Annotated in this window: 10 protein-coding genes; 7 read left to right on the top strand and 3 right to left on the bottom strand. The window is 75.3% G+C overall.

Annotated elements, in window-relative coordinates; genetic code table 11:
• Positions 1-144 precede the first annotated feature (144 nt).
• Positions 145-1,971, bottom strand: a complete 1,827-nt coding sequence (locus ACFV7Q_RS21150; RefSeq protein ID WP_385430486.1) for a serine/threonine-protein kinase — start codon at positions 1,969-1,971, stop codon at positions 145-147.
• Between the two features lie 408 nt (positions 1,972-2,379).
• Between ACFV7Q_RS21150 and ACFV7Q_RS21145 the strand changes: the two genes are divergently transcribed.
• From ACFV7Q_RS21145 to ACFV7Q_RS21125, 5 genes are all read left to right on the top strand, one after another.
• Positions 2,380-5,631, top strand: coding sequence for an FHA domain-containing protein (locus tag ACFV7Q_RS21145; RefSeq protein ID WP_385430492.1), 3,252 nt, complete (start codon positions 2,380-2,382; stop codon positions 5,629-5,631).
• Between the two features lie 140 nt (positions 5,632-5,771).
• Positions 5,772-7,151 carry an ABC transporter substrate-binding protein gene (locus ACFV7Q_RS21140; RefSeq protein WP_385430484.1) on the top strand — a complete coding sequence of 460 codons (1,380 nt, stop codon included), beginning with the start codon at positions 5,772-5,774 and terminating at the stop codon, positions 7,149-7,151.
• Between the two features lie 128 nt (positions 7,152-7,279).
• Positions 7,280-8,524: a carbohydrate ABC transporter permease gene (locus ACFV7Q_RS21135; protein ID WP_385430490.1), complete on the top strand. Its 1,245-nt coding sequence runs from the start codon at positions 7,280-7,282 to the stop codon at positions 8,522-8,524.
• A complete protein-coding gene (locus ACFV7Q_RS21130) occupies positions 8,521-9,369 on the top strand; it encodes a carbohydrate ABC transporter permease (protein WP_385430483.1) in 849 nt (282 codons plus the stop codon). The genes ACFV7Q_RS21135 and ACFV7Q_RS21130 overlap by 4 nt, the downstream gene beginning before the upstream one ends.
• 158 nt (positions 9,370-9,527) lie before the next feature.
• Positions 9,528-11,807: a CDP-glycerol glycerophosphotransferase family protein gene (locus ACFV7Q_RS21125; protein WP_385430481.1), complete on the top strand. Its 2,280-nt coding sequence runs from the start codon at positions 9,528-9,530 to the stop codon at positions 11,805-11,807.
• Between the two features lie 58 nt (positions 11,808-11,865).
• On the opposite strand, the gene ACFV7Q_RS21120 is transcribed toward ACFV7Q_RS21125, so the two are convergent.
• Positions 11,866-12,519 carry a TetR/AcrR family transcriptional regulator gene (locus tag ACFV7Q_RS21120; RefSeq protein WP_385430480.1) on the bottom strand — a complete coding sequence of 218 codons (654 nt, stop codon included), beginning with the start codon at positions 12,517-12,519 and terminating at the stop codon, positions 11,866-11,868.
• A 146-nt stretch (positions 12,520-12,665) separates the two neighbouring features.
• Between ACFV7Q_RS21120 and ACFV7Q_RS21115 the strand changes: the two genes are divergently transcribed.
• Positions 12,666-13,556 carry an ABC transporter permease gene (locus tag ACFV7Q_RS21115; protein ID WP_385430478.1) on the top strand — a complete coding sequence of 297 codons (891 nt, stop codon included), beginning with the start codon at positions 12,666-12,668 and terminating at the stop codon, positions 13,554-13,556.
• Positions 13,549-14,310 carry an ABC transporter ATP-binding protein gene (locus ACFV7Q_RS21110; RefSeq protein ID WP_385430476.1) on the top strand — a complete coding sequence of 254 codons (762 nt, stop codon included), beginning with the start codon at positions 13,549-13,551 and terminating at the stop codon, positions 14,308-14,310. The genes ACFV7Q_RS21115 and ACFV7Q_RS21110 overlap by 8 nt, the downstream gene beginning before the upstream one ends.
• Positions 14,311-14,373: 63 nt before the next feature.
• Here the strand turns inward: ACFV7Q_RS21110 and ACFV7Q_RS21105 are convergent, their stop codons facing one another.
• Positions 14,374-16,146 carry an immunity 49 family protein gene (locus tag ACFV7Q_RS21105; RefSeq protein WP_385430474.1) on the bottom strand — a complete coding sequence of 591 codons (1,773 nt, stop codon included), beginning with the start codon at positions 16,144-16,146 and terminating at the stop codon, positions 14,374-14,376.
• Positions 16,147-16,163: the final 17 nt, after the last annotated feature.

The following is a 16,163-nucleotide window of genomic DNA, read 5'->3' as shown; positions in this document are numbered from 1 at the left end:
CCCTCCGGGGTGGGCCACCCCCCCAAACTCTCGGGGCGGTTGGGGTTCAGGCGCCCCGCGCCCGGCGCCCCCCTTCACTTCTACGGGCAAAATCACGTCCCGGATGTCGACAAATCTACGAAGTCGGCTCCGTGCGGGCCCTGTTCAGGGTGTGGTGCCGCTGCCGCTGCCGGAACCCGTGGCCTCGCCGATGGACGAGATCCAGTCGACGATCCCGGTGCCCCAGCTCCACACCTGGTCCCACCAGCCCTTGCCGGTGCCGATCCACTCCTGGAGCGGGGTGAGCTCCCAGATCAGCCAGCCCGCCACGAAGAACACCAGGATCATGACCAGGCAGCCCTTGAGGCAGCCGAGGCCCGGGATCTTGATCGGGTTGGCGCTGCGGCGGCGCGGCTCGCGCGGCTCCCGCGGCGGGCGCGGGGCGCGCGGCTGCGGCGGTGCCTGCGGGGGCGCCTGCCGGGCCGGGGGCTGCGGGGCCTGCGGCTGGTACGCGGGCTGCTGCGGCTGCCGGTACTGCTGGGGCGGCGGGGGCGCCTGCTGCGGCTGCGGGTAGTACGGCTGCTGCGGGGCCTGCTGGTACTGGGGCTGCTGCGGGCGCTGCGGCTGCTGCGGGTACTGCTGCTGCGGCGGGCCCTGACGGTACTGCGGGGGCCGCTGCGGCTGCGGAGGCTGCTGCGGGCGCTGCTGCGGCGAGGGGGGCGCCTGCCGCTGCGGGCGGCGGCGCAGCGGGTCCTCGCTCGGGTCGAGGTAGTGCATCTGCGTCTGCTCGTTGCGCTCGCGCGCGGCCCGCATCTGCGTCTGCCACGGGTGCGGCTGGTCCGGGCGCTCCACGGGCGGCATGACCGAGGTGGCGGCCGCGTCCGGGATGCCGGGGGCGCCGGTGCTCGGCAGGACGGAGGTGGCGTCGTCGGCGCCGACCGGCGGCAGCACGCTGGTCATGGCGTTCGGGTCGTACGCACCGGCCGCGGCGGCGTTCGGCGGGGCGGCCGGACGGGCGGGCAGCACCTGCGTGGCGTCCGCGGCGCCTGCGGCGCCCGCGGTCCCGGGGACCGGCGCCGGCGAGGGGTCCGGCGCGAGCAGGGCGCCGACGCCGAGCGCGGCCTCGACCTCGTTCGGGGCGCTGTGCACGCCGATTCCGGAGGCGACCACGCGCAGGCCGCGGGCCAGGTTCTCGGCGCTGGGGCGCTCGGTCGGCTCCTTGCGCAGGCAGCGCTCGATGACGATCCAGAGCGGCTCGGGCAGGGTCGACGGCCGCTGCGGGTCCTCGTTGAGGTGCCGCTGGAGCACTTCGAGGGCGGTGGAGCCGGCGAACGGCGGGCGCCCGGTGACGAGTTCGTAGAGCAGGATGCCCGCGCCGTAGATGTCGACGGCGGAGGTCTGGGGGCGCCCCTCGGCGGACTCGGGCGCCACGTAGGCGGGGGTGCCGACGAACTCGTGGGTGCGCGTCAGGCCGGGGGAGTCGGCCAGGCGGGCGATGCCGAAGTCGGTGAGCATCGGCTTCATCCGGCCGTCGCTCTCGTCGAGGAGCACGTTGGCCGGCTTCAGGTCGCGGTGGACGATGCCGTCCGCGTGGCTGGCGGCCAGCGCGTCCGCGATCTGCGCGGTCAGCAGGGCGGCGGCGACCGGGGTGAAGGGGCCGTTCTCGCGGATGTACTTGTGCAGGTCCGGGCCGTTGATCAGGTCCATGACGAGCGCGAGGAGGTCACCCTCGACGACGAGGTCGCGGGTACGGACGATGTTGGGGTGGGTCAGGCGCAGCAGGACCGAGCGCTCCCGCAGGAAGCGCATGACGATGTCCGGGTCCTGGGCCAGCTCCTCCTTGAGGACCTTGATGGCCACGGTCTCGCCGGGCTGGCCGGCGACGGCCGCCTCCGCACCGGCGGTCTCTCGCTGGCGGGCACGCCAGACGGTGCCCGTGGCGCCGCGCCCGAGCGGCTCCTCGAGCAAGTACTTGCTGCCGACTGGCCGCACGTCTCAGCGCTCCCTGTGTCGTCCTGCGGTGGGTCCCGCCGGGGGTTCGTCTTCCGGGGTCGGATTCCGGGTACGTTTTCCGGCCCACTCTAGGGGGTGTCCTCCCGGAAGACGCGGGCTACCGGAGGTTGGTTGCCGCACATATGTGCGAAGGGTGACGTTCGAGGGGTATGCCCGGGGCGATTTTCCTCTGCTTTCCCCACGGGTTCGCCGCGGGTGCGATCATTCAAGATCATTTCTTGGGGAGAACCGGGCGTGTTGTCCGCGACAGGTGCGAGGATGCACCCGAACGGAACGGCGGGGACGGGAGCCCCCGCCGGGTGGGGGTTTCGGGGCAGCCGTACGGCTGCCGTCGTCCCCTGCCGGGCGCACGAACCGCGCACCGCGCAGAAGGGATCGCTGACGGCGATGCAGATCCGGCTGACCGTCCTCGGGTCGCGCAGCGGCCACCAGACCGCGCCCGCCGGGTGTGACGTGCTCGTCACCGCGCCCGCCGGGACCGCGCTGGCCGCGGTGGCCTCCGGGCTGGCGGCGACCGTCGGCGGGCCCGAAACCCCACCGGCCACCACCGGGGGCACCCCCAGGGGCACGGTCGTGCTGTACGCCGGCACGGAGCGCCTCGACCCGCAGCGACAGGTGCTCGGGGAACCGCCGCTCGTCGACGGGGCGGTGCTGGGCCTGCACGCCCCCGTGCCGGACGCCGTGCCGGACGCGGCCGAGGGCGCACAGCTGCACGTGGTGGCGGGCCCCGACGCGGGCGGGGTGCACCTGCTGCACCCCGGGGCGATCCGCATCGGCCGCTCGGCCGACGCGGACGTCCCGCTGGACGACCCGGACGTGTCCCGGCTGCACTGCGCGGTGACCGTGACGGCGGACGGGCGGGTGGCCGTCGCCGACCTGGACTCGACCAACGGCACCACGGTGGACGGCACGGAAGTGGGCGCGCAGCCCGTGCCGCTGGCGCCGGGGGCGCTGCTGCGGATCGGCGAGTCGGCCCTCCGTCTGGCCGTCTCGTCCCCGGCCTCCCTGCCGGTCGTCCCGGACCGCGAGGGCCACCTCTGCCTCCCGCCACCGTCACCGTCGGCAGCCAGCCCTTCTACGGCCGCGGGAAGCACCGGCCGCCCCGCCGACCCCCTCGGCACCGCCGAAGCCCCCGGCCCGTCGGGACCCGCCGGGCCCGGGGCCGCCGGCTCCCGTTCCGCTCCCGCAGGCACGGCACCGGCCGACAGCACCGCCCCGGCGGAGTCCGGCGCCCCCGCTCCGTCGGGCGCCACCCCGGCGCGCCCCGCCGGCCACGGCCCGGTCCCCACCGGCCCCGCCGGCCCCGCCGGCCCCGCAGGGCCCGCTCCGACGGGCTCCGGCCCGGCGCGGCCCGCTCGGTCCGGGGCCGGTGGGGCGGGGCCGTACGGGGGAGCCGGCGGGTCCGCGGCGGACGCGGGCGGTCGGGGCGCAACGGGGGCGGACGGCCTCCAGGGCGCCGCTCCCGCCGCGGCCCGGCCCGGGGCGGGCGCCCAAGCCCCCGCCCCGCCGGCCCCCGCCGCGGGGTGGCGTGGCGGGCTCGGGGCCTGGGCCCGGCGGTGGATGCGGGGCGGGGGCGAACCCGAGGGGTCCGCGCCGGCGTCTGCGGCCGCGGCCGCCGTGCCGGACGTCGACGATCCCGCCGCCCTCCTGCTGGCCGCGCTCGCGCCCACCCGCCGGCTGTGGTCCCGGCCGCCCGGCCGCCTCGACATCGGCCTCGGGGCCGGCAGCCGGGTCGCCCTCCAGGAGGTCGGCGCGCTCGGCATCGCCGGGCCGCGGGCCCGCCTGGCCGGGGTCGCCCGGTCGGTGGTCGCACAGCTCGCCGCGCTGCACGCACCCGCACAACTGGAGATCGTGCTCATCAGCAGCGACCGGGCCCGTCCCGTGGCGCAGCGCCGCGAGGAGTGGGGCTGGCTGGGCTGGCTGCCCCACGTGCGGCCCGCGCACGGCCAGGACTGCAGGCTGCTCCTCGCGTACGACCGCGACCAGGCCGCGGCCCGCACCGCCGAGCTGACCCGCCGCCTCGACGAGGGCCCCCTCGGGGTGGACTGGGCGGCCGCCGACCACCGTGCCGTCCGCGAGGCGGCGGCCGCGTACCGGGGGCCGTACGCCCTCCTCGTCGTGGACGGGGACCCGGGCACCTCCGCGCTGCGCGATCTGACCGGCCGGCTCGCCTCGCACGGGGCGGCCGCCGGGCTCCACGTCCTGGTGCTGGCCGAGACGCCCGCCGCGACCCCCGCCTCCCCGCTCTCCGACACCTACGAGGCCGCCTGCGGGGCCGTCCCCGCCTTCCGCGACTGCGGTGCCGCCGCCGTGCTCAGCGGCGACGTGGCCACCACCGTGCGGACCTTCGCCGTCGCCGGCGGCACGCCCTGCCCGCCCGGCACCACCGCCACCGCCGACGCCGTCTCCGCGGCCTGGGCGGAGCGGTTCGCGCGGGCGCTGGCCCCGCTGCGCGCCGCGGCCGCCGGCGCTCAGCCGCAGCACTCGGCCGCGGCCGCGCTCCCGCCGACCGCACGGCTCCTCGACGAGCTGGGTCTGGCCCGGGCCACCCCGGCCTCGCTGATGGCCCGCTGGGCCGCGGCGACCGAGCAGGGCCAGGGCGTCGGCGGCCTCGCCGAGTTCGTGCTCGGGCGCGGGCGCGGGGGCCCGGTCGGAGCCGAGCTGGTGCAGGACGGGCCGCACCTGCTCGTCGAGGGGCCGGCCGGGAGCGGCCGTACCGAACTGCTCCGCTCGGTCGCCGCGTCGCTGTCCGCCGGGGCGCGGCCCGACCGGTTGGCCGTGGTCCTGCTCGACGGGGCGGGCGGGGAGGCCGGTGACGGGTTGCTGCCCGCCGCCGACCTGCCGCACGTCTCCGCGCACCTGGTCGCCGCCGACCCGGTGCGGATGCGGGAGTTCGCACAGGCGTTGGGAGCGGAGCTGAAGCGGCGGGCGGAACTGCTGGACGGGGTCCCGTTCGCGGAGTGGCACGCCCACCGGGAGCTGTCCGACCGGATGGTCTCGCCGCGCCGGCCCGCCGCGTCCGAGCAGGTCGGCGCCGAGCAGGCGGGCGGCGGCGACGCGGACCCGCCGCGTACGGGGACGCTGCGGCTGCGCGCCGCCGCCGTACGCACCGACCTGCCGGCCGGACCGAGCCCGCTGCCCCGCCTGGTGGTGCTGGTGGACGATCTCGACGCGCTGGTCGCGCCGGGCCTCGGGAGTGCGGGCCGGCCCGCCGCCGGGTCGGTGGTCCGCGTCCTGGAGGCGGTGGCCCGCGACGGGGAGCGGCTCGGCGTGCACCTGGTGGCCGCCACCGCCCGCCCGGACCGTACGGCCGACACGGAACTCGCCCGGAGCAATCCGCTGCGGGTGGTGCTCGACGCGCCGGACCGGCCGGGCCCGGGCCGCGGCCGGCTCTGCTTCGCCGACGGGCGGACGGTCCCGTTCCAGGGCGGCCGGGTGACCGGCCGGATACCGCGGACGGCGACCCAACGGCCGACGGTGGTCCCGGTGGAGTGGGAGCGCATGGGTGATCCTCCGGCCCGCCGTCCGGTGCGCGAGCTCGGCAACGGCCCGACCGACCTGGCCCTGTTGGCCAGTGCCCTGGACCGGGCCTCCCACCTGGTCTCGGCGATACCCGTCCTGTTCCCGGCCGCCCCGTGACCGCGGCCGAGCGCCCGCCCGTGACCCGGCCCGCGACGCCCCGCCGGGCCGCCGCGGGGCGGGGACGCGGTATTGCGGGGGTGCCCGGCGGAGCGTAGACCTGTGGAACGGGTCACACCACGGGAATCGGGGGCAGAACCATGCTCAGGCAGGGAACGGGCCGCACGACGAACCGTAGGAGCAGCAGCCGCGCCTGGGCGGTCCTGGCCGCCGCCGGCGCCCTCGCCCTGAGCGCGTGCGGGGGCGGCGGGGGCCCGAAGGCCGATCCGCCTCCGGGGACGACGGCCCCGGCCGTGCCGCGGGTGCAGTTACCGCGACTGGACGGGGAGGAACTCCAGGTCGCGGCGGTGTGGACGGGCCCCGAACAGGCGAACTTCACGAAGGTGCTGAAGGAGTTCGAGAAGCGGACGGGCGCCAAGGTCACCTTCGTGCCGGCCCAGGACCCGATCGTCACCTTCCTCGGCACGAAGATCGCGGGCGGGCAGCCGCCGGACGTGGCGTTGCTGCCGCAGGTCGGGGCGCTGGCCGCGGCGGTGAAGAACAAGTGGGTGCAGCCGGTCGGCCCGGAGGCGAAGGCCCAGCTCGACGCGAACTACTCCGACGGCTGGAAGAAGCTGGGCGCGGTCGACGGCACCCAGTACGGGGTGTATTACAAGGCCGCCAACAAGTCGCTGATCTGGTACGACGCGAAGGCCTTCGAGGCGGCCGGGGTGCAGCCCCCGAAGAGCTGGAAGGAGCTCCTGACCGTCGCGGACACGCTGTCGGCGTCCGGCACCCCTGCGCTGTCGGTGGCCGGCGCGGACGGTTGGACCCTGACGGACTGGTTCGAGAACGTGTACCTGTCGCAAGCGGGCCCGGAGAAGTACGACCAGCTCGCCAAGCACCAGATCAAGTGGACGGACCCGAGCGTCGGGCAGGCGCTGACCACCCTCGCCGAGCTGTGGGGCCGCAAGGACCTCCTGGCGGGCGGGGCGAGCGGGGCGCTGGCCACCGAGTTCCCGAAGTCGGTGACGCAGGTGTTCTCCGGGGACCGGTCGGCGGCCGCGATGGTCTTCGAGGGCGACTTCGTGGCGGTGAACATCGCCCAGACCGACGCGCAGATCGGCAAGGACGCCCTGGTGTTCCCCTTCCCGGCGGTCGGCGCCAAGCCGCCGGTGGTCTCGGGCGGTGACGTGGCGGTCGCGCTGAAGCCGTCGAAGGGGGCTCAGGCGCTGCTGACGTTCCTGGCCTCCCCGGACGCGGCGGAGATCCAGGCCCGCGAGGGCGGCTTCCTGTCCCCGAACAAGGCGGTCAGCCCGTCCGCGTACCCGAACGACATCCAGCGGGGCATCGCCGGGGCCCTGATCGCGGCGGGCGACGACTTCCGCTTCGACATGTCGGACCAGGCCCCGGCGGCCTTCGGCGGGACACCGGGCGCTGGTGAGTGGAAGGCCCTGCAGGACTTCCTCGCCAACCCGTCGGACGTGTCGGGCACCCAGAACAGACTGGAGGCGGAGGCGGCCAAGGCGTACGGGAACTGATCCCCGTGAGTTCCTCGGCCGGTACGGGGGCGGCCGCGCGCAACCCCGCGCGCGGCGCCGCCCCGTCCTCGCGCTCCGGGCAGGCCCGGCGCCGCCGCCTCGTCGCGGCGGCGTTCCTCCTCCCGGCGCTGGTGCTGCTCGGGGCGCTCGTCGTGCACCCGATCGGCTACTCCGTCTACCGCAGCCTCTTCGACCGCTCCGGCGAGCGCTTCGTCGGCGGGGACAACTACGCGGAGATCCTGCGCGACGACGCCATCCGCACGGCCGTGGAGAACACGGCGGTGTGGGTCGTGGTCGCGCCGGCCGCCGCCACGGCCCTCGGCCTGGTCTTCGCGGTGCTCACCGAACGGGTCCGCTGGGGCACCGCGTTCAAGCTGCTGGTCTTCATGCCGATGGCGATCTCGATGCTGGCGGCCGGGATCATCTTCCGGCTGGTGTACGACCACGATCCCGACCGGGGCGTCGCCAACGCGGTGCTGGTCGCGGTGCACGACACCTTCGCGCCCGCTTCGGAGTTCCCCCGGGCCCGCCCGGGCCGTGACTCGCCCCTCGTCCCCGCCCAGGGCGCGGCCGCGGGCGGCTACGTCACCCGCGAGCCGGTCCGGGCCGGCGAACCGGTGCTGCTCCCGCTGGTCGGCGTCGCCCCCGAGGCGCTGCCCGGGGGCACCCGTCCGGCGCAGCCCGCCGGGGCGGAGCCGGGCCGGGTCACCGGGACGGCCTGGCAGGACTTCACCCGGGGCGGCGGCGGCCGGACCAACACGGTCGACCCGACCGAATCCGGCTTCGCCGGGATGCGGATCGAGGCGGTCAAGGACGGCCGGGTGGTGGAGTCGGCGACGACCCGCGCGGACGGCACGTTCAGCATGTCCGCGAAGGCCGAGGGGGCGCTGCTGCGGCTGCCCGCGTCGAACTTCCGGGAAGCGTACGCCGGGGTGGACTGGCTGGGCCCCTCGCTGGTCACCCCGGCGGTCATCGGGGCGTACGTGTGGATGTGGGCCGGGTTCGCGATGGTGCTGATCGCGGCGGGGCTGGCGTCCGTGCCGCGGGAGCTGCTGGAGGCGGCGCGGGTGGACGGGGCGGACGAGTGGCAGGTGTTCCGCCGGATCACCGTCCCGCTGCTGGCTCCGGTGCTGGCGGTGGTCCTCGTCACCCTCGTGATCAACGTGATGAAGATCTTCGACCTGGTGTTCGTGATCGCTCCGGGCTCGGTCCAGGACGACGCCAACGTCCTGGCCCTCCAGCTGTACCGGACCTCCTTCGGCACGGACGCCGACGCGGGGCTGGGCAGCGCCATCGCGGTGCTGCTGCTGGTGCTGGTGGTGCCGGTCATGCTCTACAACGTCCGCCGCATGCGCCGGGAGGCCCGTCGATGAGCTTCGCGCACACCGCAGCCTCCCGGTTGGCCGGCGGGGCGGTCCGCGTCTTCCTGGTCTGTGCGGCCCTGTTCTGGTTGCTGCCCACGCTGGGGCTGCTGGTCTCCTCCTTCCTCTCACCGGGCGACCTGGACGACGGCGGCTGGTGGCGGGCGCTGACCGCGCCGGCGCGGCTGACGACCGGGAACTACGAGCGGCTGCTCGCCGACGACGCGATCACCGGCTCGCTGCTGAGCACGGTGGCCATCGCCGTCCCGGCGACCCTTCTGGTGTTGGTGCTGGGCTCGTTCGCCGGATACGCCTTCGCCTGGTTGGAGTTTCCCGGCCGGGACTGGCTGTTCCTGGTGGTCGTCGCGCTGCTCGTCGTCCCGGTGCAGGTGGCGCTCATCCCCGTCTCCGAACTCTTCGGCACCATCGGCCTGTTCGAGACGACCGCGGGGGTGGTGCTGTTCCACACCGCGTTCGGGCTGCCGTTCGCGGTGTTCCTGTTGCGCAACTTCTTCGCGCAGATCCCGCGGGAACTGCTGGAAGCGGGCCGACTGGACGGGGCCGGCGAGCTACGGCTGTTCGCCCAGGTGGTGCTGCCGCTGGGCGGGCCGGCGATCGCCTCGCTGGGCATCTTCCAGTTCCTGTGGGTGTGGAACGACATGCTGGTCGCGCTGGTCTTCGCGGACTCCTCGAACCCGCCCGTCACGGTCGCCCTCCAGCAGCAGGTACGGCAGTTCGGCAACAACATCGACATCCTCGCGCCGGGCGCGTTCCTGTCGATGGTGGTGCCGCTGGTGGTGTTCTTCGCCTTCCAGCGGCAGTTCACGACGGGGGTGACGGCGGGCGCGGTCAAGTAGCCCGCGGGCGATCGGGGCCGGGACGGGGGGAACCCGGGAAGCGGACCCGACCTGCCGCGTTGACGCCGGGGTAATCCGTTTGCCGCACCCCCCGTAACCCGGTCGCCGCAACGGGGGTTCCTGGGGCAGGTAAGCCCGCGCCGACCCCTGGATGTGCCGTGCCCCGGTTCAGCGTCATCGTGCCCGCGTACAAGGTTCAGGCGTACCTCCAGGAGGGCTTGGACTCGGTCCTGTCCCAGTCGTACCCGGACCTGGAACTGATCGCCGTCGACGACGCCTCCCCGGACGCCTGCGGTGCACTGATCGACGAGTACGCGGCCCGCGACCCTCGGGTGACGGCCGTACACCTGGCGCACAACCTGGGCGCGGGCTCCGCCCGCAACGCGGGGCTCGCCCGGGCCTGCGGCGACTACCTGGTCTTCCTCGACGGCGACGACGCCCTCGTCCCGGACGCCCTCCGGGCCATCGCCGACCGGCTGGGGGACACCGGCTCCCCCGACGTCCTCGTCTACGACCACGCGCGCGCCCCCTGGGCCGGGAACCCCGTCCGCAACCCGCTCGCCCACCTGCTCCGCGAGGACGGCCCGGCCAGCTTCCGCCTCACCGACCGCCCGGCCCTGCTCCGCCTACCGGCGGCGGCCTGGAACAAGGCCTACCGCCGCGAGTACGTCCAGCGGGAAGGGCTGTCCTTCCCGACGGGCCTCTACGAGGACGTCCCGTTCAGCTGCCACGCGCTGCTGGCGGCCGAGTCCGTCGCCGTCCTGGACCGGGTCTGCGTCCACGACCGGCAGCGGCGCACCGGCTCGGTCCGGACCACCGCCACCCGCCGCCACCTCGACGTCCTCGACCAGTACGAGCGGGTCTTCGGCCTGATCGCCACCCGCCCCGGGCTGGAGCGCTGGCGGCCGGCCGTGCACCGGCGGGCCGCCGGGCACCTGTGCGCCCTGTACGCGGACCGGGCCCGCCTCCCGCGCGCCGCCCGGGCCGAGTTCTTCGGCCGGGCCTGCGCGCTCCTGCGGCGCCACCGGCCCGTCGGCCCGGCCCCGCTGCCGCTGTCGCTCCCGCGCGCCGACCGGATCCGGCACGCCCTGATGCGGCTCGGCCTGCGCCGCACGTACGGCGCCCTGGCCGCGCTTGGCCCGGCCGGGACGGCCGCCGCCCGGGCCGGGACCGCCCTGGGGCGGGGGCTGCGCGAGACCGTGCTGCGCCTGCACTACCGCCTCCAGCGGCTGCTTCCGCTGCGCCGGGAGCTGGCGGTGTTCTCCGCGTACTGGCACGGCGGCTACGCCTGCAACCCGGCGGCGATCGAGGCCAAGCTGCGCGAACTCGCCCCGCGGATGCGGACCGCCTGGATCTGCGCCCCCCAGCATGCGGCGACCCTCCCGCCGCAGACCGCTCTGCTGCGCCCGGGCTCGGCCGCGTACTGGAGCGCGCTCGCGCGGGCCGCGTACCTGACCACCAACGTCAACTTCGACCGCGGTCTGGTCAGGCGCCGGGGGCAGGTCCTGCTGCAGACCCAGCACGGCACCCCGCTCAAGCGGGTCGGCCTGGACCTCCAGGACCGGCCGGCGGCCGCCCCCACCCCCGACTTCGACGGGTTGCTGCGCGGCGCGGACCAGTGGGACTACCTGCTCTCCTCGAACCGGCACTCCACCCTGGTGTGGGAGCGGGCGGTCCCCGCCGGGTACACCACCCTGGAGTACGGCTACCCGCGCAACGACGCCTTCCACCGGGCCACCGGGCAGGACGTGGCGGAGCTGCGCGAGCGCCTGGGCGTCCCGGCCGGCTCGACCGCGGTCCTGTACGCGCCGACCCACCGCGACTACCGGCGCAGCCGCCCCGAACACCTGGACCTCGAAAGGGTTTTGCGGGACCTGGGCCCCCGCTTCACCATCCTGGCCCGCCGGCACCTGACCTACGCGGACCCGGGCGCCGCAGCGACGGGCGGGTCGGTGCACCACCCGCGCCTGATCGACGTCTCCGCGCACCCCTCGGTGGAGGAACTCTGCCTGGCATCGGACGCGTTGGTGACGGACTACTCGTCCCTGATGTTCGACTACGCCGCGCTGGACCGGCCGATCGTCATCCACGCGGACGACTGGGAAGCCTACGAGGCGGCCCGCGGCACCTACTTCGACCTGCGGACCTGCCCGCCCGGGGCGATCGCCCGGACCGCGGACGAGCTGGTGGACATCTTCGCCACGGGCCACTGGCGGGGCTCGCGCTCGGCGCAGCTGCGGGCCGCGTTCCGGGCCCGGTTCTGCCAGTTCGACGACGGGCACGCGGCGGAGCGGGTGGTGCGCCGGGTCTTCCTGGGGCAGCAGTCGCCGGTGCCGCCGGTGGTCCCGCTCTCGGAGCGGCACCCCGCACCGGCGCACTCATCGCACACCCCGGAGCCCGCTTTGGCCCCTCTGACCACACGGAGCCCGTGGCCGTAACGGCACAGCGGGCCGCGCACGGGGCCGCGCACGGGGCCACCCCCGCCGCCGCCGGCGGTCAGGGCCGCCCGGGGCCCGTGGATCCCAGCCCCGCCACCACCGAGGCGGCCAGCTCGTCGAGGTAGCCGGCCGGGACTTCGTCACCGATGACCACCTGCCGCCAGTACAGCGGCCCGATCGCGAGGTCCAGCGCGCGGCCGGGATCCGTGCCCGGCGCCAGTTCGCCCCGCGCGACCGCCTCGGACACGATGCCCTCGGCCATCCGCCGCTCCCCGTCGAGCAGGGCGCCGCGCACCGCGTCGGCGATCTCCGGGTTGCGGGCCGCCTCGACGAGCAGGTCGGGGATCACCGCGGAGGCCACCGGGTGGCGCAGCACGTGTGACATGACCTCCAGCAGGGCGCGTACGTCGCCGTACAGGGAACCCGTGGCGGGCACGGGCAGGCCGTCCACCGCGAAGGCCTGCACCAGGTCCAGGACCAGGTGGAGCTTGGACTTCCAGCGCCGGTAGACGGCCGTCTTGCCGACTCCGGCGCGCCGCGCGATCCCCTCGATCGACATCCGCGAGAACCCGACCGCGGCCAGCTCCTCCAGGACCGCGGCGCGGATCGCCTCGGTCACGTCCTCGCGCAGCACGGCGGCCCCGGCGGGGGCGCGGCGGGCGGGGGCCGGGGCGGCGGGCGCGGAGGAGGCGGCGGCGGAGTCCGTGGTCATGGACAGAGCATAGCCGGGCAGACCAGCACCGCCCCGTCACGACGATACGGTTGCGTTCCGTCGCAGCGCGACCTAACCTCGCCGTAGCGACGAAACGGATCCGTCCCGTCGCCCCTCACGTCCTGGCCCCGTCGAAAGCGACCCCCGTGACCGTGACCCCTCCCGCCCCGGCCGCCGCGAGCCCCGCGGAGCTGGCCGCCGCCCACGGCCTGACGGTCAGCGGCGCCCGCCCCCCGCTGCCGGAGTACGTGCGCCGGCTGTGGGGCCGCCGCCACTTCGTCACCGCGTACGCCACCGCCCGGATGCAGGCCACCTACAGCACCGCGAAACTGGGCCAGGTCTGGCACCTGGCCACCCCGGTGCTCAACGCGGCCGTCTACTGGTTCGTCTTCGGCGTCGTCATGAACGCCAGCCACGGCGTGCCCGACTACGTGCCGTTCCTGCTGACCGGGGTCTTCGTCTGGGACTTCATCGGCAGCTCGATCAACGCCGGCACCCGCGCCGTGCACGCCAACCTGGGCCTGGTCCGCGCCCTGCACTTCCCCCGCGCCAGCCTGCCGCTGGCCTCCGTCCTCCAGCTCTTCCAGCAGCTGCTGGTCACCATGGGCGCGCTCGTCGTCCTGCTGCTCGCCTTCGGCCAGACGCCCCGCCCCGCCTGGCTGCTGGCCGTGCCCGTCCTGGCGCTGACGGCCGTCTTCTGCGCCGGCTGCGCGATGGCCATGGCCCGGATCGGCGCCAGGACCCCGGACGCCAGCCAGCTGATGCCGTTCGTGCTGCGCACCTGGATGTACTCCTCGGGCGTCATGTGGTCGATCGAGCAGATGCTCCACCAGGGCAACCTGCCGCACTGGGCCGCCCTCGCCCTGAAGCTCAACCCGGCGGCCGTCTACATCGACCTGATGCGCTACGCCCTCATCGACAGCTTCGAGGCGCTCCCGCCCCACGCGTGGGCCGTCGCCGTCGGCTGGGCCCTGCTCGCCGGCGTCGGCGGGTTCGTCTGGTTCTGGAAGGCGGAGGAGGAGTACGGCCGTGGCTGACCGCGTCCCCACCGTCATCGCCGACGAGGTCCACGTCGTGTACCGGGTGAACGGCGGCGCCCGCAGGGGAGGCGCCACCGCCGCCCTCAGCCGGCTCCTCTCCCGCCGGCCCGCCCCGGGCGTCCGCGAGGTGCACGCCGTCAAGGGCGTCAGCTTCACCGCCTACCGGGGCGAGGCCATCGGCCTCATCGGCTCCAACGGCTCCGGCAAGTCCACCCTGCTCAAGGCCATCGCCGGACTCCAGCCCGTCGCCCGCGGCACCGTGTACTCCCACGGCCAGCCCTCGCTGCTCGGCGTCAACGCCGCCCTGATGAACGACCTCACCGGCGAGCGCAACGTGATCCTCGGCGGCCTTGCCATGGGCATGTCCCGGCAGCAGATCCGCGAGCGCTACCAGGACATCGTCGACTTCTCCGGCATCAACGAGAAGGACGACTTCATCTCCCTGCCCATGAGGACGTACTCCTCCGGCATGGGCGCCCGGCTGCGCTTCTCCATCGCCGCGGCCAAGGACCACGAGGTGCTGATGATCGACGAGGCCCTGGCCACCGGCGACGCCGCCTTCCAGCGGCGCAGCCAGAAGCGCATCGAGGAGCTGCGCGCGCGGGCCGGCACCGTCTTCCTCGTCAGCCACGGCATCGGCACGGTCCGCGAGACCTGCGACCGCGCGATCTGGCTGGAGGCGGGCGTCCTGCGGATGGACGGCCCCGCCGAGGAGGTCTGCGCCGCGTACGAGGCCCACAGCGGCGGCTGACGCCGATCCGCCCGGCAGCGGGCCGGGCGGATCGGGCGGGTCGGCGCGTTCGGGCGGTACTGCCTACAGCGGCTCGGCCGCCTGCAGCAGGCGCGGCGGCAGGTACGGGGAGGCGACCCGGATGTTCCAGCCGCGCCGCCGGGCATGGCAGGCCAGGGCCAGCACGCCCGGGTCGAGGGCCGCGTCGCAGTCCTCGGCGCGGTCGGCCACCAGGTAGTGGTCGCGGTGGGCCTCCAGGGCGTCGAGGAGGGCGAGGTTGAAGCTCTCCTCGTCGCCCTCGACCAGCTGCGACAGCAGGACGGCCGGGGGCGGCAGGAAACCGCCCGCCGCGGTGCCCTCCCAGGCCCGCACGGCGCGCTCGACGGCCTCCTCGGCACCCTCCCCGCGCAGGTAGGCGTGCAGGGCCCGGCAGTACGCCGTGTAGGCGGGAGCGCCCTCCGAAAGCCGGGACGGCCCGGCCAGCACGAGCGGGGCGAGGTCCTCGCGCACCCCCGTGATCAGGGCGAAGTGCGTCGCCGTGAGCCACTGGGTGAGCCCGGCCCGGTCACCGCGGTAAGCGGGGTAGGCGAGGGTACGGCCCCCCAGGGTGACCACGGCCCCGGTGCCCGGCTCCGCCAGCGTGGTACGGAACAGTGCGGCACCCAGTGCGGAAGCCAGGTGCAGTCCCTGCAGCTGGGTGTCGGTGGCGTCCGGGCCGTGCGAGGCACGGGTCTTGAAGAGCATGTCCTGGTAGCCCAGGGCGCTGGACAGTCTCCCGGCGGAGAGCTCCTTGCCGTCCTCCGGCGTGAAGGCCTCCCGCGTGTACCGCTCGAAGTCGGCCTCGGCGTCCGGGCCCAGCGGCTGGGGGACGAGGGGACGCTCGAACTCCACGGTCCGCCCGCCGGCCAGCTCTGCGACGGCGTCGGGACGCCGGTCGCGGCCGAAGGCGCCGACCCGCGGCCCGGGCTTCGCGAAGCCGGTGAGCAGCGCGTAAGGCAGGTAGTCGGTGTCGACCGGCGGCCACCAGCCGTGGTCGCGGTGGCCGAGCGCGGCCAGCGCGATCGGGACCAGCGGCAGCAATGTGCGCGGTTGGCTCCGCATCCAGGTCCCGGGCCGCTCGGCGTGGTGGCGCAGCAGCCGGACGAGTTCGGTCCCGTACGCCTCCCGGTCGCCGGCGGTCAGGGCGCGCAGGACGCGCAGGGCGGTGGTGTCCGGCTGGTCCGGGAGCGCGTCGCCGGTCTCCAGGGCGAGGGCGGCGATCCGGGCGAGCCCTGCGTCGATCGCGGCGAGCTTCGCCTCCTGCGAGGGCGGGAAGTCCTGGTCGTCGTCGTTCAGGTCGCCGCAGACGTACGCCATGAAACCGCCGACCAGTTCGACCCCGGGCCGGCCCGCGTACTGCGCCTGGTCCTCCTGGCGGGCGAAGTGGAAGGCCTCGCCGTGCCGCGCGGTGTCGCCGCCGATGACGGCCAGGCAGAAGGCGTCGAGCCATTCGTACGGGCTGACGGACTCCCGGTCGGCCGGGTCGCCGTCCCGGTCGTAGCTCATGCCGAAGTTGACGTAGTCGAGGAAGACGTGGAAGGAGTCGTACGCGTAGTACGCGGCGAACGACACCGCGCCGGCGGCGGCCTCCGCGGCGTCCTTCAGGACGGCCTCGGCCTCGGGGGTGTCGAGGCGGGGCGTTTCCACGGAGAGCGCGCCGAGGTAGTCCAGGAGTTCCTCGGAGATGGTCTGCCATTCGTACGTGGCCATGCGGTCCGCGCGGGACATGGAGCGGACCATCGAGCCGATCCGGTTCACGAAGTCCTCGCGGGCCGCGGAGATCGCGGCCCCGCCCACCTGGTGTCGTTCTATGCGCACTGCTGTCCTGCTCCCCG

Source organism: Streptomyces sp. NPDC059851 (genome assembly GCF_042732005.1).
In the GTDB taxonomy this organism is placed as follows: domain Bacteria; phylum Actinomycetota; class Actinomycetes; order Streptomycetales; family Streptomycetaceae; genus Streptomyces.
This window is presented reverse-complemented; position numbering and strand designations above follow the sequence as displayed.

Bases quoted from the DNA above. Each gene is read 5' to 3' on its own strand.
- ACFV7Q_RS21145 (WP_385430492.1), top strand. From the start codon at position 2,380: ATGCAGATCCGGCTGACCGTCCTCGGGTCGCGCAGCGGCCACCAGACC.
- ACFV7Q_RS21140 (WP_385430484.1), top strand. From the start codon at position 5,772: ATGCTCAGGCAGGGAACGGGCCGCACGACGAACCGTAGGAGCAGCAGC.
- ACFV7Q_RS21130 (WP_385430483.1), top strand. From the start codon at position 8,521: ATGAGCTTCGCGCACACCGCAGCCTCCCGGTTGGCCGGCGGGGCGGTC.
- ACFV7Q_RS21120 (WP_385430480.1), bottom strand. From the start codon at position 12,519: ATGACCACGGACTCCGCCGCCGCCTCCTCCGCGCCCGCCGCCCCGGCC.